The sequence below is a fragment of the Caldicellulosiruptor kronotskyensis 2002 genome (genome assembly GCF_000166775.1).
In the GTDB taxonomy this organism is placed as follows: domain Bacteria; phylum Bacillota; class Thermoanaerobacteria; order Caldicellulosiruptorales; family Caldicellulosiruptoraceae; genus Caldicellulosiruptor; species Caldicellulosiruptor kronotskyensis.
In genome coordinates, this window is sequence record NC_014720.1 from 1604624 (window position 1) to 1627403 (window position 22780).

At 34.8% G+C, this 22780-nt stretch carries 24 protein-coding genes; 3 read left to right on the plus strand and 21 right to left on the minus strand.

Annotated elements, in window-relative coordinates; genetic code table 11:
- Positions 1-3: 3 nt before the first annotated feature.
- From yqfC to CALKRO_RS07310, 14 genes are all read right to left on the minus strand, one after another.
- Positions 4-306 (minus strand): sporulation protein YqfC, encoded by a 303-nt coding sequence (gene yqfC / locus CALKRO_RS07245; protein ID WP_013430393.1) that lies wholly within the window; start codon positions 304-306, stop codon positions 4-6.
- A gap of 135 nt (positions 307-441) precedes the next feature.
- Positions 442-888 (minus strand): GatB/YqeY domain-containing protein, encoded by a 447-nt coding sequence (locus CALKRO_RS07250; RefSeq protein ID WP_013430394.1) that lies wholly within the window; start codon positions 886-888, stop codon positions 442-444.
- A gap of 19 nt (positions 889-907) precedes the next feature.
- The gene (rpsU, locus tag CALKRO_RS07255) at positions 908-1084 is read right to left on the minus strand and encodes a 30S ribosomal protein S21 (protein WP_011917352.1); all 177 of its coding nucleotides are present in this window, start codon (positions 1082-1084) and stop codon (positions 908-910) included.
- A 98-nt stretch (positions 1085-1182) separates the two neighbouring features.
- A complete protein-coding gene (locus CALKRO_RS07260; protein WP_013430395.1) occupies positions 1183-1602 on the minus strand; it encodes an acyl-CoA thioesterase in 420 nt (139 codons plus the stop codon).
- A gap of 24 nt (positions 1603-1626) precedes the next feature.
- Complete coding sequence (gene pyk / locus CALKRO_RS07265; protein WP_013430396.1) at positions 1627-3384, minus strand: pyruvate kinase; 1758 nt, start codon at positions 3382-3384, stop codon at positions 1627-1629.
- A gap of 21 nt (positions 3385-3405) precedes the next feature.
- Positions 3406-4374 (minus strand): 6-phosphofructokinase, encoded by a 969-nt coding sequence (gene pfkA, locus CALKRO_RS07270; RefSeq protein ID WP_013403349.1) that lies wholly within the window; start codon positions 4372-4374, stop codon positions 3406-3408.
- A gap of 26 nt (positions 4375-4400) precedes the next feature.
- A complete protein-coding gene (locus CALKRO_RS07275) occupies positions 4401-4592 on the minus strand; it encodes a hypothetical protein (protein WP_013290583.1) in 192 nt (63 codons plus the stop codon).
- A gap of 19 nt (positions 4593-4611) precedes the next feature.
- Complete coding sequence (mtrB, locus tag CALKRO_RS07280; protein ID WP_013403351.1) at positions 4612-4860, minus strand: trp RNA-binding attenuation protein MtrB; 249 nt, start codon at positions 4858-4860, stop codon at positions 4612-4614.
- A gap of 48 nt (positions 4861-4908) precedes the next feature.
- On the minus strand, positions 4909-8328 hold the full coding sequence (locus tag CALKRO_RS07285; RefSeq protein ID WP_013430397.1) for a DNA polymerase III subunit alpha: 3420 nt from the start codon (positions 8326-8328) through the stop codon (positions 4909-4911).
- A gap of 31 nt (positions 8329-8359) precedes the next feature.
- The gene (locus CALKRO_RS07290) at positions 8360-9430 is read right to left on the minus strand and encodes an HD-GYP domain-containing protein (protein ID WP_013430398.1); all 1071 of its coding nucleotides are present in this window, start codon (positions 9428-9430) and stop codon (positions 8360-8362) included.
- A complete protein-coding gene (locus tag CALKRO_RS07295; protein ID WP_013430399.1) occupies positions 9411-10010 on the minus strand; it encodes a 5-formyltetrahydrofolate cyclo-ligase in 600 nt (199 codons plus the stop codon). The genes CALKRO_RS07290 and CALKRO_RS07295 overlap by 20 nt, the downstream gene beginning before the upstream one ends.
- A gap of 105 nt (positions 10011-10115) precedes the next feature.
- Complete coding sequence (gene rpmF, locus CALKRO_RS07300) at positions 10116-10292, minus strand: 50S ribosomal protein L32 (protein WP_013403355.1); 177 nt, start codon at positions 10290-10292, stop codon at positions 10116-10118.
- Between the two features lie 6 nt (positions 10293-10298).
- On the minus strand, positions 10299-10820 hold the full coding sequence (locus CALKRO_RS07305; protein ID WP_013430400.1) for a YceD family protein: 522 nt from the start codon (positions 10818-10820) through the stop codon (positions 10299-10301).
- Positions 10821-10885: 65 nt separating this feature from the next.
- The gene (locus tag CALKRO_RS07310; RefSeq protein WP_013430401.1) at positions 10886-11545 is read right to left on the minus strand and encodes a helix-hairpin-helix domain-containing protein; all 660 of its coding nucleotides are present in this window, start codon (positions 11543-11545) and stop codon (positions 10886-10888) included.
- A 149-nt stretch (positions 11546-11694) separates the two neighbouring features.
- On the opposite strand from CALKRO_RS07310, the gene CALKRO_RS07315 reads away from it, so the two are divergent.
- Complete coding sequence (locus tag CALKRO_RS07315) at positions 11695-13050, plus strand: D-alanyl-D-alanine carboxypeptidase family protein (protein WP_013430402.1); 1356 nt, start codon at positions 11695-11697, stop codon at positions 13048-13050.
- A 29-nt stretch (positions 13051-13079) separates the two neighbouring features.
- Here CALKRO_RS07315 and leuS read toward each other — a convergent pair whose 3' ends face one another.
- The 5 genes from leuS to nadD are packed head-to-tail and all read right to left on the minus strand — an operon-like array spanning position 13080 to position 18306.
- Positions 13080-15533 carry a leucine--tRNA ligase gene (gene leuS / locus CALKRO_RS07320; protein ID WP_013430403.1) on the minus strand — a complete coding sequence of 818 codons (2454 nt, stop codon included), beginning with the start codon at positions 15531-15533 and terminating at the stop codon, positions 13080-13082.
- Between the two features lie 45 nt (positions 15534-15578).
- On the minus strand, positions 15579-15911 hold the full coding sequence (gene rsfS / locus CALKRO_RS07325) for a ribosome silencing factor (RefSeq protein WP_013430404.1): 333 nt from the start codon (positions 15909-15911) through the stop codon (positions 15579-15581).
- Positions 15912-15932: 21 nt separating this feature from the next.
- Complete coding sequence (locus CALKRO_RS07330) at positions 15933-17144, minus strand: LCP family protein (protein WP_013430405.1); 1212 nt, start codon at positions 17142-17144, stop codon at positions 15933-15935.
- Entirely contained in the window at positions 17141-17719 is a 579-nt protein-coding gene (gene yqeK, locus CALKRO_RS07335) for a bis(5'-nucleosyl)-tetraphosphatase (symmetrical) YqeK (RefSeq protein ID WP_013430406.1), read from the minus strand. The genes CALKRO_RS07330 and yqeK overlap by 4 nt, the downstream gene beginning before the upstream one ends.
- Positions 17716-18306 (minus strand): nicotinate (nicotinamide) nucleotide adenylyltransferase, encoded by a 591-nt coding sequence (nadD, locus tag CALKRO_RS07340; protein ID WP_013430407.1) that lies wholly within the window; start codon positions 18304-18306, stop codon positions 17716-17718. The genes yqeK and nadD overlap by 4 nt, the downstream gene beginning before the upstream one ends.
- A gap of 157 nt (positions 18307-18463) precedes the next feature.
- Here nadD and CALKRO_RS07345 point away from each other — a divergent pair, with 157 nt between their 5' ends.
- Together CALKRO_RS07345 and argH are read left to right on the plus strand one after the other, a co-directional pair.
- A complete protein-coding gene (locus tag CALKRO_RS07345; RefSeq protein ID WP_013430408.1) occupies positions 18464-19675 on the plus strand; it encodes an argininosuccinate synthase in 1212 nt (403 codons plus the stop codon).
- Position 19676: 1 nt separating this feature from the next.
- Positions 19677-21056, plus strand: a complete 1380-nt coding sequence (argH, locus tag CALKRO_RS07350; RefSeq protein WP_041741950.1) for an argininosuccinate lyase — start codon at positions 19677-19679, stop codon at positions 21054-21056.
- Positions 21057-21187: 131 nt separating this feature from the next.
- Here the strand turns inward: argH and CALKRO_RS07355 are convergent, their stop codons facing one another.
- A complete protein-coding gene (locus tag CALKRO_RS07355) occupies positions 21188-21790 on the minus strand; it encodes a 50S ribosomal protein L25/general stress protein Ctc (RefSeq protein ID WP_013430410.1) in 603 nt (200 codons plus the stop codon).
- Between the two features lie 49 nt (positions 21791-21839).
- Entirely contained in the window at positions 21840-22778 is a 939-nt protein-coding gene (locus CALKRO_RS07360; protein ID WP_013430411.1) for a YesL family protein, read from the minus strand.
- Positions 22779-22780: the final 2 nt, after the last annotated feature.

The window sequence follows — 22780 nt, forward strand, 5'->3', positions numbered from 1 at the left end:
CTTTCAATCACTTCTCCCTTGTTCGGGATCAAAAAAATATTTTACATACTTTATTCTTCCGTTTATAATAATTGTTTCGCTGTCCATTCTTTCAATTACAAGTTTATCTCCTTCAATTGCAAGAGGAGATATATTTGTGTTTATTTTAACAAAAGTGTCTTCATAACAAATGAGTCCTTTATGGTTCTCAACAATAATTTCTTGGTCACCTATTAAAGTAATTCTTGGCTGGTCTGTTATAACTTCTTGGGGAAGCTGAGATAACAAAGCAAACTGTCTTAAATTTTTCTTTGATATCTTCGGCATAAATGCCCTATTTAAAAATTAAGGTTCACCTCTATTTTATTTTCCCTCAAATTTTTTTATAACTTATCCAAAATAAAAAAGTGACCTTCTGCTTTTGCATCAAGAAGGCCACTTTTTATCTTTCGATTATTTTATTTATTGTTGTAAATATTTTTTAATAATCTCACTTACAACTTTTCCATCTGCTCTGCCACTTACCTTTTTCATAACCTCTTGCATTACTTTCCCCATATCTTTTATTCCATTAGGTTTTATAATTTCTATAGTTTCCTTTACAAGCTGCTCTATTTCTTCTTCGCTGAGCATGGGTGGAAGATAAGAAGTCAAAATTTCAATCTCTCTATTCAACTCATCAATCAAATCCTGTCTGCCACTTTTTATATATTCAGGTAAACTATCTTTTCTCTTCTTAATTTCCTTAGCAATGACACTCAGAACTCCACTATCGTCAAGAACCACCTTGTTGTCCTTTTCAAACTGCAATATTGCAGCTCTCACCATACCAACAACATTTTTTCTAACAACATCCTTTTCTTTCATAGCAGTTTTATAATCTTCAAGGAGCTTATCTTTGAGACTCAACAAAAACGCCTCCTACTCCTTATCTGCGCTTTCTCCTACGTGCAGCTTCTGATTTTTTCTTTCTTCTAACGCTTGGGCTTTCATAGTGCTCTCTTTTTCTGAGTTCAGCTAAAACCCCAGCTTCTGCACATTTCTTTTTAAATCTTCTGAGGGCACTATCGAGTGATTCATTCTCACCCACTCTTACTTCTGACATCAATTTCCCTCCCCTCAAACCAGGCTCAAAAACACTACCTCAGGATTATGGTATTATTATAACTCACTTAATTAAGATATGTCAAACAGTTTTAAATATTACAATTTGTCTTCAACCCACAGCTTTTCAAAATTCAAAAACAAATCCCTGTTTTTTTTCTGCAGATTTATTGGTTTAAAATTTTTATCAACAAAGGCATGTTCAGTAAAACCTGTTGCACACAAAACTCCATCCTTTTTGACTTGATAGTAAAATTTTATTCTTGTAGGTGTTAAATTATTAACCTTTGCACTCACCGTTATCTTATCTTCGTAAAAGCAAGCTCTCTTAAAATCGCAAGAACAGCTTATAAGTGGTAGGTACACTCCCAGCTCATTTTCAATCTGCGAATAGCATATACCAACCTTTTTTATAAGTTCTGTACGAGCTGCTTCGAACCACACAAAATAATTTGAGTGATGCACAATACCCATTCTATCTGTTTCTGCATACCTAACTACTAATTCTATTTCTATCATTATTTGTTACCCCTATATAAACTTTTATTCTTCTATCTTCTGCTCTCCACTAAATACTATTCCTTTTTGAGTATCAATTGTAACTACAATCCCTGTTTTTAATATCTCCAATGCATTTTTAGCATCTGTTATTACAGGGATATCAAGTGCAGCACCTACAATTACTGCATGAGAGTTCTGTCCACCCTCTTCTGTGATAATTCCCGAAGCCCTTTTCATGTAAGGTATAAACTCATTATTTGTCTGGCTTGTAACTATTATATCTCCATCTTCAAAATTCTGCTTAAGTTCATTAATGTTTTTAACAACGCATACCCTGCTTGTTACCTTTCCGCTTCCCCAACCTCGCCCTTCAACCAAAACATGTCCAACGACATGAACTTTAAGTATATTTGTTGTTCCACTCACGCCAACAGGAACTCCAGCAGTAATGACGACTAAATCTCCGTTTTTTACAATCTTGGATTTTACAGCTATCTCAACAGCATGGTCAAATATATCATCTGTTGAACTTTTGTATTCTGCCAAAAATGGATACACACCCCATGACAGATTCAGCTGTCTCCTAACCTTCTCACAAGGTGTGGTTGCAATAATCGGACAAGCAGGTCTGAATTTTGAAACCATTCTTGCAGTGTTACCTGACTTTGTTACAGTTATAATAGCTTTTGCACCAAGGTCATGTGCAGTTGTACAAGTTGCGTGCGAAATAGCATTTGTCACATTAACTGGCATATCAAATACCTGAGATTGAAATCTCTTGATATAATCAATCTGATTTTCCACTCTTTCGGCAATCTTTGCCATTGTAGCAACACTTTCAACAGGATATTTGCCCATTGCCGTCTCGCCAGAAAGCATTATTGCAGAAGTTCCATCAAATATGGCATTGGCAATATCGCTAACCTCTGCCCTGGTAGGTCTTGGATTTCGTATCATAGATTCAAGCATCTGGGTTGCTGTTATGACAGGCTTTCCTGCTTTGTAACACTTCTCAATCAGCATCTTTTGAACAAGGGGAACTTCCTCAAAAGGAAGTTCTACCCCTAAATCTCCTCTTGCAACCATAATTCCATCTGCAACTCTTATTATTTCGTCGCAGTTGGCAACACCTTCTTGAGTTTCTATCTTGGCAATTATTAAAATGTCCTTTCCACCATTTTTGTTCAGAAACTCTCTAATTTCAACAACGTCACTTGCCTTTCTTATAAATGAGGCTGCAATAAAATCTACATCATTTTCTATCCCAAACAGAATATCCTCTTTATCCTTCTGGGTAAGTGCAGGAAGCCTAATGGGTATACCCGGTACGTTTACCCCTTTCTGGTTGGTTAAAACTCCTCCATTTTTTACCTTGCAGATTATGTTCTTTTCTGTCTTGTCCTCAACAATAAGCTCAATAAGTCCATCATCTATCAGAATTTTATCACCTGGTTTTATATCTTCAACAAGTTCTTTATAAGTTATACTAACAATCTCTTCATTTCCTAAGATTTCTTCCACAGTCAGAACAAATTTCTGACCTTCTTTCAGTTCTACTTTGCCATCTTTAAAAAAACCTATTCTTATCTCTGGACCCTTGGTGTCAAGCAAAATGGGAATAGGCTTGTCAAGTTCTTCTCTTATTGTTTTTACCATGTCAATCTTTTTCTTATGCTCTTCATGAGTACCATGAGAAAAATTTAACCTCACAACATCCATCCCATTTTCAACAAGTTTCCTTATTATCTCCTCTGAGTCGGTCGCTGGACCTAATGTACAAATTATTTTTGTTTTTCTCAAACTTAAACCCTCCATAAAAAGTTATAAAGAAAGGATTGTAGCTAAATTGTACATGTATTCATCAATTGTCTTTTGCATAGAAAGTGCTTCGTCAATATCATAATCAACAATCTTTCCATCCTTCATTGCAATTATCCTGTTCTGCTTCCCTTCTTTGATAACCTCAACAGCTTTTGCCCCCATCAAACTTGCAACAACTCTGTCATACGCAGTAGGCGAGCCACCTCTCTGAATATACCCAAGGATGGTCGCTCTTGTCTCTATTCCAGTTGCTTCTTCAATCTCCTTTGCAAGCTCTGTTGCTCCACCAATTCCCTCAGCCAATATAATCAAGTTGTGAAGCTTTCCTTTGTTTTTTCCATCAATTATTCTTCTTATTATCTCATCCTTGTCAAGACCTTTTTCGGGAATTACGATCGACTCAGCACCGCCTGCAATGCCACTATAAAGAGCAATATATCCCGCATGACGTCCCATTACCTCAAGAATACTAACTCTTTCATGAGAGGTTGCTGTGTCTCTTATCTTGTTAATTGCATCCTGTACAGTATTCAATGCTGTATCAAAACCAATAGTGTAGTCTGTACATGCGATGTCATTGTCAATGGTTCCAGGAATTCCAACAACATTTATACCAAACTTACTCAAGTCTCTTGCCCCTCTGAAAGACCCGTCTCCGCCAATTACAACAAGAGCATCAATCTTGAATATCTTGCACATTGAAGCAGCTTTTTTGAGCCCATTTTCTGTCATAAACTCAGGAGACCTTGCAGTCAAAAGGATTGTTCCACCACGTTGGATTATATCTGAAACAGACCTCAGGTTCATCTCAAAAATGTCGCCTTCAATAAGACCATTATACCCGCGTCTTATGCCCATCACTCTAAACCCATAGTATATACCAGTTCTCACAACAGCACGTATAGCAGCGTTCATTCCTGGTGCATCGCCACCGCTTGTCAAAACACCAATAGTTCTCACTTCTGGCATATATTCTGTTCCCCTTTCTTTTTAGTTTAAAATCCTTTTTCAATTATTATGTTGTGTGCTTCATTGACATCTGTTTCTGGCACTATTATTTCAAAATAACCTTCTTTGCCTTCCTGAGAAATAGATTTGACCTTTGCAAGAATCCCTACCTTCTCAAGCTCCTCTTTGATTCTGTTGGCAATCTCACTATTGGAGGTTATATAAACAACTTCCCACATAAAAACACCTTCTACACCATCATTTATTCTGGGACTCTGAAACAATAAGCCCAAACTTTGTATAGATCTCAGCCCTACCTCTTACCTTAATTGCCGACGTAACTTCAGTAAACTGAGCAAGTAAAACTTCACCACTGTCAAGTTTCTCTGTGTGATGAAGTTTTGTGTCCTTGCCTCTTGTAAGCCCTATGACATTTACTCCGTTTTCAAGTGCTTTGACCACTATATAGTCACCATTTTTGTATTCGTATACATTTTCATTTTCCATGTCTCACTCTCACCTCTTTTCAAATATTATAACAAAACGGTCTAAAAATCAAGAATCTATATCTTCTATCCAAACATTTTCCTCGCCAAACCACTCTTTGAGCTGTTCAATCACAGTAGGATTTATTTCTATACATAAGTTTGACTTGGAAATTAGCCTTTTTTGATTATAATAAAGAACTATTTTTGACTTTCCTGAAAAGAACTTTATAAATGCTAAGAACTTTTTTGACTTTAATATTGTATCATCACTTACCCTTATTGCGATTGCTTTTTCACCGCTTCCCTGACCTTCCTGATGCTTCTCACCCAACCTGTCTACTTTTTGAGCAATAACTTTTACTCCTTCATCCTCTCTGAATGTTGCCTTTGCCTCCATTATCACAACCATATCTTCCTTTATCAAATGAGAATACTTCTCATAAACGGTAGGAAAAAATAACACCTCAACAGAGTCTGTCAAATCCTCTAATTTTGCAAATGCCATTGTCTGGTTGTTCTTTGTAAGTTTTACTTTTACTTCTTTTAATATTCCACACACAAGTATTTGTTCAAATTTGTATTCATCTTCTTCAGACATACCAGATATCTCAGAGAGAGGAGTTATATTATATTTTGAAATTTCCTCTGTATACTTTTCAAGCGGATGACTGCTTATATATACTCCAATTGTATCCTTTTCCATTTTCATGAGTTCCTGGGCAGTTGGTTGAGGCATATTTTTGTATACAAAACTTTCATTTTCGTTACCGGATATCTCAAAAAAACTAAACTGATTTGCATTCTTCTTTTTAGCTTGTTTTATAGCAAGAATATCCTCTACTGAAGCTAAAAGCGAATTTCTATTTAAACCTGTAAAGTCAAATGCACCCGAACGTATCAAATTTTCAATAATCCTTTTGTTTACAGTATTTGTATCAACCCTCATTATAAAGTCATATAAATCCTTAAATTCTCCTTTTTTCTCTCTCTCTTTTAAGATGTGGGCAATGACATTTTCTCCCAAACTTTTTATAGCTCTTAGTCCAAATCTTATACTATTTCCTTCAATTGTAAAGTCATAACTACTTTTGTTTATATCAGGTGGCAAAATAGATATTCCAAATTTTCTGCACTCTTCAATATACATTCCAACCTTCTCATTCGAGTTCATAACACTTGTAATTAAGCTTGCCATAAACTCGATGGTATAATACTTTTTCAAATATGCTGTCTGATATGCTAATATAGCATATGCGGCAGCATGTGATTTGTTAAATGCATAACTTGCAAAATCTTCTATAATGGCAAAAATCTTTTCAGCTGTTTCTTTATCTATTCCATTTGCCATAGCTCCTTCAATGAATCTATCCTTTTCTTCCATAAGTATATCGGCTTTTTTCTTTGCCATTGCTCTTCTCACAAGGTCAGCTCTTCCAAGCGAATATCCAGCAAGTGTTCTGAAAATTTGCATAACTTGTTCTTGATACACAATACATCCATAGGTGACATTCAAAATTGGCTCAAGGCTGGGATGGAGGTATCCAATTTTTTCTCTGTTATTTTTGTTCTGAATATAAACTGGAATCTGGTCCATGGGGCCAGGTCTAAATAGGGAAATTCCTGCAATAATATCCTCTAAGTTTTCAGGTTTGAGTTCTTTCATAAACTGTTTCATGCCACTGCTTTCAAGCTGGAACACACCGTTTGTGTTTCCTTCTGATATAAATTCATAAACATTTTTGTCATTATAGTCTATCCTGTCTAAATCAATCTCTATGCCTCTATTTTTCTTCACAAGCTCCAACGTATTTTGAATTACAGTAAGTGTCCTTAACCCAAGAAAATCCATCTTCAAAAGTCCAAGTTCTTCCAACGTTGTCATTGGAAACTGAGTAACAATAGCATCATCTGTCCTTGCCAACGGCACTAAATCTGTAATTGGACAACTTGAAATCACAACACCGGCAGCATGAACAGACGCATGTCTTGGCATACCTTCAAGATTTCTTGCTGTATCAATTATTTTTCTTACCATATCATTTTGTTCATAAATCTTTTTAAGCTCATGGTTTATCTCAAGTGCCTTGTCAATGGTCATCCCTGGAGAAAACGGAATCATTTTTGCAATTTCGTCCACCTGAGAATATGGAACTCCCAGAACCCGTCCAACATCTCTGATTGAAGCCCTTGCTGCCATTGTTCCAAAGGTTATTATCTGACTTACTCTATCCTCTCCATATTTGCGAGTGACATAGTCAATCACTTCCTGTCTTCTTTGATAACAAAAGTCGATGTCTATGTCAGGCATAGATACTCTTTCTGGATTTAGAAATCTCTCAAAAAGAAGGTCATACTTTATTGGGTCAACATTCGTAATACCCAGACAATATGCCACAATACTTCCCGCTGCAGAACCTCTTCCAGGACCTACCATTATGTTGTTTTGTTTAGCATAGTTTATAAAGTCCTGAACTATTAAAAAATATTCGACAAATCCCATATCTTTTATCACTTGAAGTTCCATCATAAGCCTGTCATATGCAGCTTTGTCGTCATTTTTATATCTCTTTTTGAATCCTTCTAAAGCCAACTCTTTAAGGTATTCAAATGCGTCACTTTTGCCTTCTGGCAGTTGAAATTTCGGAAGGTTAATCTTACCAAACTCAAACTCAACATTACATTTTTCAGCAATCTCCAACGTGTTTTTCAGTGCTTCCGGAATGTAACCAAAAAGCTGTTGCATCTCTTCGGGTGACTTGAGATAAAATTCATCAGTTGGAAACTCCATGCGATTAGAGTCACTTATAGTTTTTCCTGTTTGAATGCAAAGCAAAATATCATGAAGGTTTCTATCTTCTCTCCTCAAATAATGAACATCATTTGTTGCCACAAGCGGAATTTGATATTTTTTTGATAGCCTCATAAGTTCATTATTTACAAATCTTTGCTCATCAATGTAATGATATTGAAGTTCAAAGTAAAAGTTTTCTCCAAACACCTCTTTATAAAAATTAATTGCATCATACAGTTTTTCCTTTTGCTCTCTCAAAATCAGTTTAGGAATCTCCCCTGCAAGACAACTTGTAAGAGCTATAAGTCCTTTTGAATATTTGCTCAAGACTTCTCTGTCAACCCTTGGTTTATAGTAAAATCCTTCAACAAATCCAATTGAAACTATCTTGGAAAGATTTCTGTAGCCATCATTGTCCATAGCAAGAAGGACAAGATGGTGGATATCATTGTCGATATTTGGTTCTTTATCAAAGCGAGTCCGTGGAGCTAAATATACCTCACATCCAATTATAGGCTTGATACCATTTTCTTTGGCAGTTTTGTAAAAATCTATAACACCATACATTGCTCCATGGTCAGTTATTCCCACAGCGTTCATATTTAAATCTTTTACTCTTTCAAAAAGCCTATCAATCCTACAAGCTCCGTCCAACAAACTATACTCAGTATGAAGGTGAAGATGAACAAAACTCATTTCTCTTTTGCACCTTTCTTCTTTCCTGGTTTTATATCTCTAAATCATCTAACACATCAACAATATAATAGTGGAAATTCAAAGCCAAATCTATATCCTTTCGAAATGCAAGCCTTTTACCTTCACTATCATAAAAAATTCTAACAATTGGCCTTGATGGAAACTTGGGGTTATTGTGAACTACTATTCCTTTTTCTCGTGTATTGAGTACAACCGGTGTTCCAATTTGAAAAAGAGAAATAAATGTGACAAACTTGGAAACGATATAACTATCAAAATGTGTTGAACATGAATTTAGCAAATATTCAATTGCCATGTGAGGTTTTAATCGCTTTCTAAACTCTCTGTCACTAACTAAAGCGTCAAACACATCTGCCACAGCTACAATTTTAGCCATTTGCGGGATTTCATCTCTGGTTTTGCCAAAAGGATAACCACTGCCATCCAATCTCTCGTGATGAAAAAGTGCAATCTCTGCAACATTTTGGTCAAATTTGTACTCAGAGCTTAAGATATCATATCCAACAATTGTGTGCATCTTTATCATCTCATATTCCTTTTCCTGAAGAGGTCCTCTCTTACTTAAAATATTTCTGGGAATTTTTATTTTACCAATATCGTGAAGTAAAGTGCCCATACCAAGTACCATGAGTTTATCAAAATCATATCCCAGCTTTATTCCAATCAAAATTGAAAGCACGGTTGTGTTGAATGAATGAAAAAGTGTGTAGTTCCCAACTGTACGTATATCACACAGGTTTAAGATAACCTCTTTTTGGTTCAAAAGAGAAGAAATTATTTTGCTAACAAGCTCCTTTATTTCAGGAGTAATCTCTTGCGTATTTATATATTTTGACGTAAAAACACCATTTACAATCTCAAATGCTTCTTCTTTTATCTCTTTGGTTATAACATCCTCTATGTAAATCTCGGTATTGTCATCTACAATGTAAATGTCATAAACTCCAAATTCTTTTAACCTTTTTATAACACTATTTGTGAGTTTCTGACCACTTGCAATTAAAACTTTGCCATCCTCACTGTATATGTCCCGTGCAAGCACCATACCCTCTTTTGCATTTTTAAGTAGTATCCTTCTCATCACATTCTCCCCTATATGCATTTTTTTGCAATAAGACAAGCCTGTCAGTCACAATTACATCAAGCTTTACGTCGTGCTCATTTGCTTTGATTCTTTTTACCTTTTGAAAATGGTATGCAATCCCAACCTTCACACAATGTTGGGCTACCTTTTTCAAAAACCTATCATAGTAACCTTTGCCAAACCCCACCCTGTTTAAATCCTTGTCAAACGCAACAATAGGTACTATACAGACATCTATTTGTGATGGAGGTATCTGCTGCTTGCTTGACGGCTCCAAGATACCAAACTTATTTCTGTGAAGCTTATCCTTTTTTTTGTATTCACACGCCACCATTTCTGCACTATTTACAATCTTAGGCATACAGACCTTTTTATTTTTTTTGATAAGATATTCAATAATTCTTTTGGTATCAACTTCATATGGAAGACTCATGTAAGTAAAGACGGTTTGAAACTCAAGGGTTGAAAGAAGTTTTTTTAGGTTTCTGTATACCAATATATCAAGATATAACTTTCTCCTTGGTTCAACTAATTTTCGCCTGATTCCGATAACCTTTCTTATTTTTCGTTTGACCAGTTTATATCACCCTTTTCTATTAATTTATCACTTTTTCATTACAATTAAAATACCTTTTATGTACCCAAAGCAAAATAGCCCTGAAAATAAATCAGGGCTATTTTGTTAGTCTTGGTTTACAACTTTTCTATTTCTATAATACCCACAATTTGGACATACCCTGTGAGGAAGTTTCATCTCATGACACTGTGGACACTCTGTAAGATTTGGAATTTCCAATTTCCAATTTGCTCTGTGTTTGTGTGTTCTTTGTTTTGACCATCTTCTTTTTGGTTGTGCCATTTCATTTTACACCTCCTTTTTCTCATCTGTCTCAAGCTCATTAATAAGTGTTTTTAAAATACTCAATCTTGGGTCAATATCATCTTTTTCACATGAACATGAACTCACATTTAGGTTTGTCCCGCACACAGGACAAAGCCCTTTGCAGTCTTCCTTACACAGGTACTTCATCGGCAGATACAGAACAATTGTTGCAATTATACTATCATCAAATTCAATGACATCATCTTCAAACTTAATTACCTCATCATCTGTAGTATCTTCTCTATTTGAGTACTCTTCATAAAAAGGAACGTCAACTTCAACATAAGCATCATCTGTGCATCTGTAACATATAGTTTTTAGTTTTGTTTTAACATTGCCACTGACCTCAATCAAATTTCCCTTCTTTGTAGCAACTCCGTAAAAATAGACAGGTTCTACAAAAAATAAAATATCACCTCTAAATTCAAGCTTTTCCCAAGATTCACAAAATTCAAACTCTTCAGAGTCACCATTTGTTTTTAACTTTGATACATCTAATCTCATCTTTATAGTCACCTCGTATCATAACGGTTGTATTATAAACTTTTATTTGAGTTTTGTCAATTAATTTATTGCACTGTGATAGAATCCTTAATACTCTCGAATATCTTCTCCCCAATACCGTTTACGTTTTTTATCTCTTCAATACTTTTAAATGGTCCATGCTTTTGTCTATATTCTATTATCCTTTCAGCAAGTTTATCACCAATTCTATTAAGAGTTTTCAACTCTTCTTTGGTAGCAGTATTTATGTTAATTTTTCTTTCATCTTCAGAAATAGTTTCTTGTTTTGTTCCACCCGTTGAAGAAGATAAACTACTTTGCGACTGCACTTCGCCTATCTTTGGAATATAAATCTTTTGCCCATCAGAAATTTTCTCAGCAAGATTAATTGAATTCAGGTCACTTCCAGGTAGAGCTCCACCCGCCAAAACCAAGGCATCGTTTATTCTGCTGCCTGGCAAAAGCTCATAAACTCCTGGATTTTTTACGTTTCCGCACACATAAACAATGCATTTTTGCTGAAAATCTTGAATATTTGTCTCAGCTGTTTCTTTACCTTCATTGTTCGCAATGTCATTGTCACCTTCTTGCGACTCAATGGTAACCACTTCCCCAGTGCTTTTGTCCGAAAGACCATTGTGTGTAAAATACTGGTATACATTGAGTATAAGAAGTACACCAATAATCACAATCATAACCTTTTCTCTTTTTGTAAATACAGGCATCTTATTTCACCTTCTTTTTTTGGTTATCGTACTTGATAAATAAATAAAAAGTTTTGCCAGAAGTCCAGCAATTGACATAAAAGCTGGTCATAATATATACTTATTTTATCACATGCACACAAATCTTTTGAAGGCGGTGACAGTATTTAATGTCTCAGTTTCTAAAAAAGGTAGTCTTATATCTAATTATTTCAGCTCTTTTTTTTGCACTACTTTTTACATACCCCTTGTATACATACTCACAACAAGAGTCCACAGACAAACTTTTCTTGAGCGCAAAGTCAGCCATTTTGGTTGAAGCACATACGGGGCAGATTTTATTTGAAAAAAATTCTAATTTAACATGTTTTCCTGCAAGTACTACCAAGGTTCTCACAGCACTTGTTGCTATATCATATGAACATAATCTTAACAAGATATTTAAAGTTTCTTCAAAAGCCACAATGATTGAACCAGGAAGTAGCAGTTATTATTTGAATCCAGGTGAGACTATATCTTTCCAGGACCTTCTTTACGCAATGCTTTTGATATCTGCAAACGATGCAGCTAATGTGATTGCTGAAAATATAGCAGGTAATATCCCCGCATTTGTTGAGAAAATGAACCAGTATGCAAAAAGTATTGGTGCCGAAAATTCTCATTTTGTAAATCCTAACGGACTTCACTCTCCTCAGCATTATACAACTGCTTATGATTTGAGCCTTATTGCAAGACAGGCTTATCAAAATGAAATTTTGAGAAAGATATTTTCTACAGTTGAATATAGAATAACCACTGCTTCAATGCATAAAAAACCTGAGTGGCAGATAATTTATAATATAAATAAGCTTTTGCGAAAAAACTCTAAATATTATTACCCATATGCAACAGGAATAAAAACAGGTTATACAGCCCAGGCAAAAAGATGCTTAATTGCCTCCGCTAAAAAAGACAACATAGAACTTATTGCTGTTATTCTCTCTTCTGAAGATGCTTTTTCAGACGCAATTAAGCTGTTTAATTATGGCTTTAACAATTTTAAAAGAGTGAAACTTTTTTCAGAACATCAAATTGTCGGAAAGGTATTAATAGACAAAACAAATCAAAAATGGCTGGATGGATATCTCAAAACCCCTGTTTATGTTCTTCAAAATGTTTATTCACCAGCAGAATCTGATTTAACATACACTATAGACTTTTTAAAGGACCTAAAACTGCCAATATACAAGGACACAGTAATCGGAAATGTGTATGTGTACAGCAGGGGATACCTCATCAGTTCCATTCCTGTTCTTTCATATGAAAGCTACGAAATGCAAACTTCAAAGAAAATTTTACAAAACGTAAAAAAGGATTTGATAAAGGGTACTAAGCTTGTTATAGAAATCTTGGCAGTAGTTGTTTTATGTGTGTTTCTATTTACAATAATAACTATAATCAGGTTTAAGCGAAAAAAAATGAAACTAAAACTCAGGTCGACAAAAACAATAGATTTTACAACACTGCAAAAAAGAAAATTAAAATAAAGAGGGCACATCTCAAAATGCCCTCTTTATTATTTCACCACAATGTTAACAAGTCTATTTTTCACATACACAAACTTGACTATTTCTTTCCCATTCAAAAGAGCTTTAAGTTTCTCGTCACTTATGACTGCCTGTTTCACTTCTTCTTCTGTCATATCCACAGAGATGTTCATCCTTGACCTTACCTTGCCATTTATCTGAATAGCAATCTCTACGTTCTTTCGAACAAGAGCAGCTTCATTGTACTGAGGCCAGTTTACCTCTTCAATATCATTACCATACCCCATAATCTCCCATAGCTCACATGCAATATGAGGCGTAAATGGATAAATCAATATCAATAAATTCCTGAGTGTATCTTTAATTAAATCTTTATTTAATTTGCCACATTCTTTGTACTCATACAAGAAATTCAAAAGCTCCATGATAGTACTGATAGCAGTATTAAAATTAAACCTCTCTGCTATATCCTCTGTAACCTTTTTAATTGTATAATTTAATCTATATCTTAGTTCATCGTCAAGTTCAGACTCACCAATAAGACTATCATCTGCAAGTTTGTTTTTAAGTTCTATATAAAGTCTCCACAGCCTATTTAAAAACCTAAAACATCCCTCAACCCCTTGGTCTGACCACTCCAAATCTCTCTCTGGTGGTGCAGCAAAGAGTATAAACAACCTTGCTGTGTCAGCTCCATACTTTTCTACTATGTCTTCAGGACTGACTATATTTCCCAGTGATTTTGACATCTTTGCTCCATCTTTTAACACCATGCCTTGGGTCAAGAGGTTCTTGAAAGGCTCTTCAAAAGGTACATAGCCAAGGTCATATAGCACCTTTGTAAAGAACCTCGAATACAGAAGATGCAATATAGCGTGTTCAACCCCGCCAATATACTGGTCAACAGGAAGCCAGTAAGAAACAAGCGATTTTTCAAAAGGTTTTTTATCATTTTTGGGGTCTGTGTATCTAAAATAATACCACGATGAACATATAAATGTGTCCATTGTATCAGTTTCTCTCTTTGCAGGCTTCCCGCACTTCGGGCATGTAGTGTTGACAAACTCTTCACAATAAGAAAGTGGTGACTGACCTGTTGGTTTAAACTCAACATTGTAAGGTAATAAAACAGGCAAATCTTCCTCTGGTACAGGAACAATTCCACATTCTTCACAATATACAATGGGAATTGGAGCTCCCCAATAACGCTGCCTGGATATTAACCAGTCTCTGAGTTTATATGTGACACACGCCCTGCCAACACCTTTTTGTTCCAGGTACTGTGTTATCTTTTTCATAGCTTCTTTGTTATTAAGCCCATCAAAAATTCCAGAATTAATCAAAACACCTTCGTCTTCATAAGCACTCTGAAGATTTTCAATGTCAATACCTTCACCTTTTATTACAACTTTAATTGAAAGATTATATTTTTTGGCAAACTCAAAATCCCTCTGGTCATGGGCTGGGACACCCATTACAGCCCCTGTTCCATAATCAACCAGTACATAATTTGCAATGTATATTGGCACTCTTTCACCTGTTAGAGGATGAATAGCATATCCACCCGTAAACCTTCCTTCTTTTTCTGTTTCTGTAGAAGTTCTTTCAATCTCATTTAGATATTGCATCTTTTCGATAAACTCAAGACATTCTTTCTCTTGAGGTTTCCCTGCTATTATCTCCTTTGTTAAAGGATGTTCTGGAGCCAAAACAAGGTATGTGACGCCAAAAAGAGTATCAGGTCTTGTTGTAAATACTTTTATTTTTTTACCCAAATCCTCAATTTCAAACTCAATCTCTGTACCTTCACTTCTTCCTATCCAGTTCTTTTGCATTATCTTTACTTTTTCTGGCCACCCGTCAAGCTTTTCTATATCACGAAGAAGTCTTTCTGCATAATTGGTAATTCTGAAAAACCACTGCTCTAAATCTTTTTTGCCAACAAGTGATTTACATCTTTCACATCTACCATTTACAACCTGTTCATTTGCAAGCACTGTCTCACATGATGGGCACCAGTTTACATATGATCTCTTTCTATAAGCAAGCCCAGCTTTATAAAACTGCAAGAACATCCACTGAGTCCATTTATAATAATCTGGATGGCATGTGGCTACTTCTCTATCCCAATCATAGCTAATTCCAAGCTCCATAAGTTGCCTTTTCATATTCTCAATATTTGACCACGTCCAGTCAGAAGGATGAATCCCATGCTTTATAGCAGCATTTTCAGCTGGCAATCCAAAAGCATCCCAGCCCATCGGGTGCAAAACGTTGTAGCCTTTTAATCTCATAAATCGAGCAAATACATCACCAATCGAATAGTTCCTAACATGTCCCATATGAAGTTTTCCTGAAGGATATGGAAACATCTCAAGGACATAATATTTTGGTTTTGAACTATCCTCTGATACTTTGTATTTGTTCTGTGAAAACCATTTTTGCTGCCATTTCTTTTCAATTTCTTTAAAATTATATTCCATTTCTCATACCCCCATTGATTTTTCATTTGAAATAGTTTGTTATTACTACAATGCTGCAATCTCAACCTTTTGAGCATCTATCCACAATCGTTCAAGGTTATAAAATTCTCTCTCTTTTTCATGGAAGATATGAAGAATTATATCACCAAAATCTATAACAACCCATCTGAAACTTTCTTTGCCTTCAATTCTCAAAATATGCATTGGTTCTTTTTCCTCTATCTCATCCACAATGGCTTTTACATGTTGAACATTCGAAGCACTGCATATAATAAAATAGTCAGCTATTATTGTTAGCTTTGAAATGTCCAAAACCACTATATCCTGAGCTTTTTTGTCGGATAGAAGTTTTACAATCTCATATATTTTTTGTTCCAATTTACTTTTTTCACCCCTTTTTTATTTTATTTTAATATAAATATCATATTTTTCCTCATAATCCGGTGAATAAACCACCTGAAAAGTTGAAAGGTCAATATCATTTTTTAATTGTTCAAGATATTTTCTGTTAATTCTCTTTAGATCAATTGTAGAATTTTGAATACTCTTTTGACTCTCCAACCCAACATTTATATATCCCTTTGATTCAAGCTCGCCTTTGATCAAAGCTGCTTTTTCACTGCCAGTTTCTCCTATTACTTTTATTCTGATATCCTCCTTTATTATTTCTGGCTCATTTAAATCTTTAACAAGCTGCTTGCATTTCCCTTCATCCAATATATAGTAAGAAACTTTATCAATATACTTGGGATATCCCGGTAATACAGCTGTCATTATATTTTGACTACTGAATTTTCCTGCATTTTGGACAAACCAAACCATCTCATTTCTTGTAAAATTGTGATCAACGTACTTTGTTGCTGTCTGGATAATACTTGGGAGTTTTATAAGGTTTTGTGGCTTTAATACCTTTTCAATCAATGCAAGCACAAATTTTTTCTGCATCTCAATTCTACCCAAATCTCCGCCTCTACCATACTCTTTACCATTTGAATTGTGTCGCCAGCGCAAAAACTCAACTGCCTTTTCTCCATCCAAATGTTGAAGACCAGCAGGAATATCTATAAAAAGCTCTTTGCCTGGTGTTGTATCTTTGTAATATAAATGAAAAGGAACTTCAACATCCACTCCACCAACTGCATCAACAATTTTTTTGACCGCTTCATAATTTAGAGCCACATACCTGTCAATTTTTATGTCCAGAAGATCTTCTACAGTTTTTACGGCCAATTTTGCCTTGCCAAAGGCATATGCAGCATTGATTTTTGAATATCCTTTTATGCCCTCTATTTTTACTCTTGTATCCCTTGGAATAGAAATAATAATTGGTTGGAAATCTTTTTGTATACGTACAAGCATTATAGTGTCTGACCTTCCACCTTCTTTTTCATCTCCTCCAAGAACCAAAATGTTCATCGGCAAATTATTCTCAAGCCCGCTTGTTTCAGTATTTGTAACCTTTTCAATTAGACTATTTATAATTGGCGGAAGTGTCTTTGTATTTTTATAATACAAAGCTGTTACAACAATAAGGAAAAATATAACCGCTACAGTAGCTAAAAAAGATGCCAAAAACATCTTTGCTTCTTTTTTGATTCGTATCTTCTTCACTTTACTTCCCCGCTTTCTCGTAATATAAGCCAATTTCTTGCATAAATAGTATTGGGATGTATTAATCCACCACGGTCGATTACATACTTTAAAGTATTATCCATAGCCATTACAACTGCTTTTTCTAAATTTTCAAACGATTTTTCTCTGAGCCTCTCTACATGTTCGAATTGTCTTGAAGGCTCAATCAAATCTGCCACATATATTATCTTTTCTAACTTTGACATATTTTCTCTTCCCGTTGTATGATATGCAATAGCATTTAAGATGTCAACATCTTCTATTCCAAAGAGCTTTCTTGCTAAATAACTTCCAGCAGGACCGTGCAAAAGCTCTATTTGACTTCGCATAATGTTATCTATAACTATACCAGATTTCAACGCACAATTCAACAACTGCTGCCTATCAAGGCACTTTGCAACATCATGAACAAGACCTGCAATCATTGCTTTTTGCGTATCTTCATCAAACCTTTCAGCAAGCTTTACTGCACACTCCATTGTGCCAATCGAATGCACATACCTTTTCTCATCCAAAAGTTCTTTTAATTTATCTTTAATCTGTTCAATTTTCACCTTTTGTAAAGCCCCTTTCTCTTAATATATTCTTCCACCTTTGGATGAACCATATATCTTATACTCTTGTTCTGGCGAATTAGTTTTCTTATCTCTGTTGAAGATATATCAATAATAGGCATCTGAATCAAAGTAATATCTTGAGCATATTTAGAAGAAAGCTTTTCTATTTCTTTTTTTATCGCACACAAATTTCTTTCTCGTGGAAGAACAATAAGAGGGTATCTTTTCAGAATTTCTTCTGCCTTGTACCACTTCACTATCTCTGACAGATTGTCACTTCCAATAATGAAATATACTCTTTCATATATAGATGAAAAATACTCAAGTGTATCTATTGTCCAGCTTGGGTTACTTTTTTTGATTTCAAAATCGCTTATATCAAAATATGGATTATCTTCTATTGAAAGCTTAACCATTTCAAACCTGTCGAACGCATCTGCTACATCCTCAACTTTGTGCGGAGGATGTCCATTTGGAACAAATATAACCTTTTGCACTTGCGAAAAATTCAAAACATACTGAGCCATAATTAGATGTCCAATGTGAATAGGATTAAAAGTACCTCCAAATAAAGCTACTTTCATTCACAGACTCCTTGAAAAATTCTTCATATCTAAGATATTATAATAAAATAAATCCCTTTAAATCTCAAGAAAATTTAAATTAGCTCATTGCATAATTATTCATTTGGGTGTATAATTTTATAAAACCAATTAAATAATGTGAAGGGAGATAAATAAAATGAAACTTAACAAAGTTGTCTTGGCATATTCAGGTGGACTTGATACCTCTGTAATTATTCCCTGGCTTAAAGAAAACTTTGACTGTGAAGTAATTGCGGTGGTTGTTGATGTTGGACAGGAAGATGACTTTGACGCCATAAAAGAAAAAGCTTACAAGACAGGTGCTTCAAAAGTTTACATTGAAGATGCAAAAGAAGAGTTTGTGAATGAATATATATTCCCCACTTTAAAAGCTGGAGCTATTTATGAGGGAAAATATCTGCTTGGAACATCAATGGCAAGACCTTTAATCGCTAAAAAACTGGTCAATATTGCAAAAAAAGAAAACGCTGATGCAATAGCACATGGGGCAACTGGAAAAGGAAACGACCAGGTAAGATTTGAAGTGACAATTAAAGCGCTTATGCCACAAATAAAGATAATAGCTCCATGGCGAATTTGGAATTTAAAATCGCGCGAGGATGAGCTCAATTATCTTACCCAAAAAGGAATTGATATTCCTTTTAAAAAAGAAGAAAGTTACAGCATGGACGGGAACATATGGCATCTTTCTCATGAAGGGCTTGACTTAGAAGACCCATGGAACATGCCTGACTTTGATAAGGTACTAAAGATTACAAAAAATCCTCTTAAACTTGCTGATTTACCAGAGACTGTGGAGATTGAATTTGAAAAAGGAATACCTGTGAAGGTAAATGGTCAGCAAATGGGTGGAGTTGAACTTTTGAAAACTTTGAACAAAATAGGATCAAATCATGGAATTGGTATTGCGGACATAGTTGAAAACAGGCTTGTTGGAATGAAATCGCGCGGCGTGTATGAAACCCCTGGTGGAACAATTCTTTATTATGCTCACAGGGAATTGGAATATCTCTGCCTTGACAGAGCTACTTTACACTTTAAAGACATGGTTGCAATTAGATTTGCTGAACTTGTTTATGATGGCCTTTGGTTTTCACCGTTAAGAGAAGCAATTTCAGCATTTGTCGACAAAACCCAAGAGGTTGTAAATGGCACAGTAAGGTTGGTACTATATAGAGGTAATATCTACTCTGCTGGTTCAAAATCACCAAATTCGCTATATATCAAAGACCTTGCAACTTTTGAAGAAGACCAGATGTACAATCAAAAGGATGCAGAAGGATTTATAAACCTGTTTGGTTTGCCTTTGAAGGTATTTGGAATGGTGAACAGAAAGGAGGATGAGTAATCTGAAGCTCTGGGAAGGCAGGTTCTCAAAATCTACAGCGCAGATTTTTGACCTTTTTAATGCTTCTATTATGACTGATATAAAACTCTTTGAATACGACATTCTTGGATCTGTTGCACATGTTAAAATGCTTGCAAAGTGCAATATTATCCGTGAGGATGAGGCAAAACTTATCATAGATAGTCTCTATCAAATATTAGAAGACTTTAAATCAGGTAAAATTGAATTTGGAATTTCTGATGAAGATGTACACATGCTGATTGAAAAAGAGCTCATTAAAAGAATAGGAGAGGTTGGCAAAAAAGTCCACACAGCCAGAAGCAGAAACGATCAAGTTGCTCTTGATGAAAGATTATTTTGTCGTGAAAAGAATTTGTATCTTCAAGAACTAATAAAAACGCTAATAAATACCATCACAACCTTAGCTGAAGAAAATATCGATGTAATTATGCCAGGGTTTACTCATCTGCAAAAGGCCCAGCCTATACTTTTTTCTCATTATATTCTTGCATATGCTCAAATGCTAAAAAGAGATTTGTTAAGACTTAGACACAACTACAGTATGACAAATTCCAGCCCGCTTGGCAGCGCTGCTTTGGCAGGAACCACATTTGAAATAGACAGATTTTTTGTAGCAAGTGAACTCGGTTTTGAAAGTGTTACAGAAAACAGTGTCGACACTGTCTCTGACAGGGATTTTATACTTGAAATGTTATTTTCACTTGCCATGATTCAGATGCATTTGTCACGACTTGCGGAAGATTTTATTATTTTTAATACTGATGAATTTAAATTTATTGAACTTGACGATAGTTTCTGTTCAGGCAGTAGTATTATGCCTCAAAAGAAAAATCCTGACGCTTTAGAGTTAATACGTGGTAAAACAGGAAGAGTATATGCAGACTTAATTGGACTTTTAACAGTACTAAAGGGTTTACCTCTTTCATACAACAAAGATTTGCAGGAAGACAAAGAATTCTTATTTGATTCAATTGAAACAGTAGAAATGAGTTTAATAGTAATAAATGAAATACTTAAAACTCTTAAAATTGACAAAGAAAATATGGTTAATTCATGTAAATCTGGATTTATCAATGCAACAGACCTTGCAGATTACTTGGTGACAAAAGGAGTACCTTTTAGAGATGCCCACTTTATTGTAGGAAACATTGTAAAGTACTGTATTGAAAACGGCAAAACATTGGAAGACTTATCGTTAGAGGAATATAAAAGATTTTGTGAGAAGATTCAAGAGGATGTATATCAATTTATAAAGATTGAAACCTGTGTAAACCGCAGAAAAAGCTATGGCGGAACTTCGCTGGAGAGTGTAAGAAAACAAATTGATAATCTAAAGGAATTTTTGAATAAGTTAAAATGATATATTTATTTAATTTGACATTATACAAATTACAATAAAAAAGAAAGGTGGCACATTAGTTTTTTGCCACCTTTCTTTTTCGCAATTTTATATATTTATATAGGTCACATTTTTTAATCATTCCTGGATGACTATGCATTTGAAGAAGTCTCTTCCTTCTTCTCCTCTACCTCTGGCTCTTCTGTAATCTCACTTACATCAATTACTGCAACAACCTCATCTAAATCTTCTGTTATTTTGATTCCCTCTGGAAGTTTTATGTCTTTAAGCTTTATAGCTGTAGGCTTTTCATAGCTCATCAAGTCAATTACCAAATGCTCCGGAATATCCTTAGGAAGACCTTCTATTTCAACTGTGTCCATCTGTCTTTGAAGCACAAGTCCTCTTGATTTCAAAATCTCTGCGTTCTCAAATATAATTGGCACCTCAACATAGATAGGCTTGTTTTCAGAAAGTATTTGAAAATCCACATGAATTATATTCCCTTTTGTATAATGTGTCTGAACCTCTTTTATAAGAGCAGTTCTCTCTTTTCCATCAATTGAAATCTTTATCTTACCAGCCAAACCTTTTTGATGATATAATTTTTCAAACTCCTTTTTAGAAACATAACCAGGAAGGCTCTTTATGTCATCACCATATGCAACAGCAGGGATATAACCTTCTTTTCTGAGTTTGTTTAAATTGCTCTTTGTAAATATGTCCCTTCTGTTGTAGACAAGTACTGGTTCCATAAAGAAGCAACCTCCCTTCGCATATTAAATTTTCGCGCAGTACTATATATTATACACTATCTTTGTTGTTGCTGTCATCATCTTTGTCGGAAGAAAGTTCAGCATTTTTTTGACTTTCGAGCTGCTCTTCATTTTCCTTTTGAGGATTGAGATATATCCCGAAGATGTAGTTTGTGTAGAAATTCTGTGCAAGCCCAATTATGCTCACCCATATTAAGGGATAAAGAAAAAGCACAAGTAAAAATCGTGTAGCAAATAAAAGTAGGAAAGGAATTAGCCATACTGTTACTAATAACAAAAACATTCCAATAGTATGAGGAAGTTTTAAAATGGTGAATATAAAAGCATTTTTATAAATGTGTCTCACTTTCAGGTTGTATGTTACCATCATAGGGTAGATATATATGTGCATCATGAAATAGACAAAAAGTGTGAATACTAAAAAATACTTTATAATTCCTACACTGGGATATTTAAGACTTTGAATTGAGTAAAATCGTATAGCCACCGAAAATACCCATAATATTAACAAGTCTACAATAAAACTAATTATTCCTTCTTTGAAATTCTTTTTTGTATGCTCAAAAAAATCGCTTGTAACCCATGCATGTTCTTCTCTTGCAAAGTTTCTCACAATATACGTAAAACCTGCAGTTGTTGGTCCTATACCAAACACCATAAATCCACTTAAAAGTGTCAAGCCAAAAGCTGTCATCAAAAAACCTTGTAGCGACTGAATATCTTTTACATTTCCAGCTCCTTTAGTTGCAGACTGTATAATAGGAGTTAAATAATTAGCAATAATAAGGTAGAGCAATACTAATACTGGTAATGAAACAAGAAAGTATAATATATTTAACCAGCACAGTTTCCATAATTTCCTTGCAAGCACTTCAAAAAACACTATAAACTTTGATTTTGGAGGCTGGTTTTCCGGCACACCCGGACCAGGCTTTGTATAGTCAAAAAATCCAAAAAATCCTGCCACTA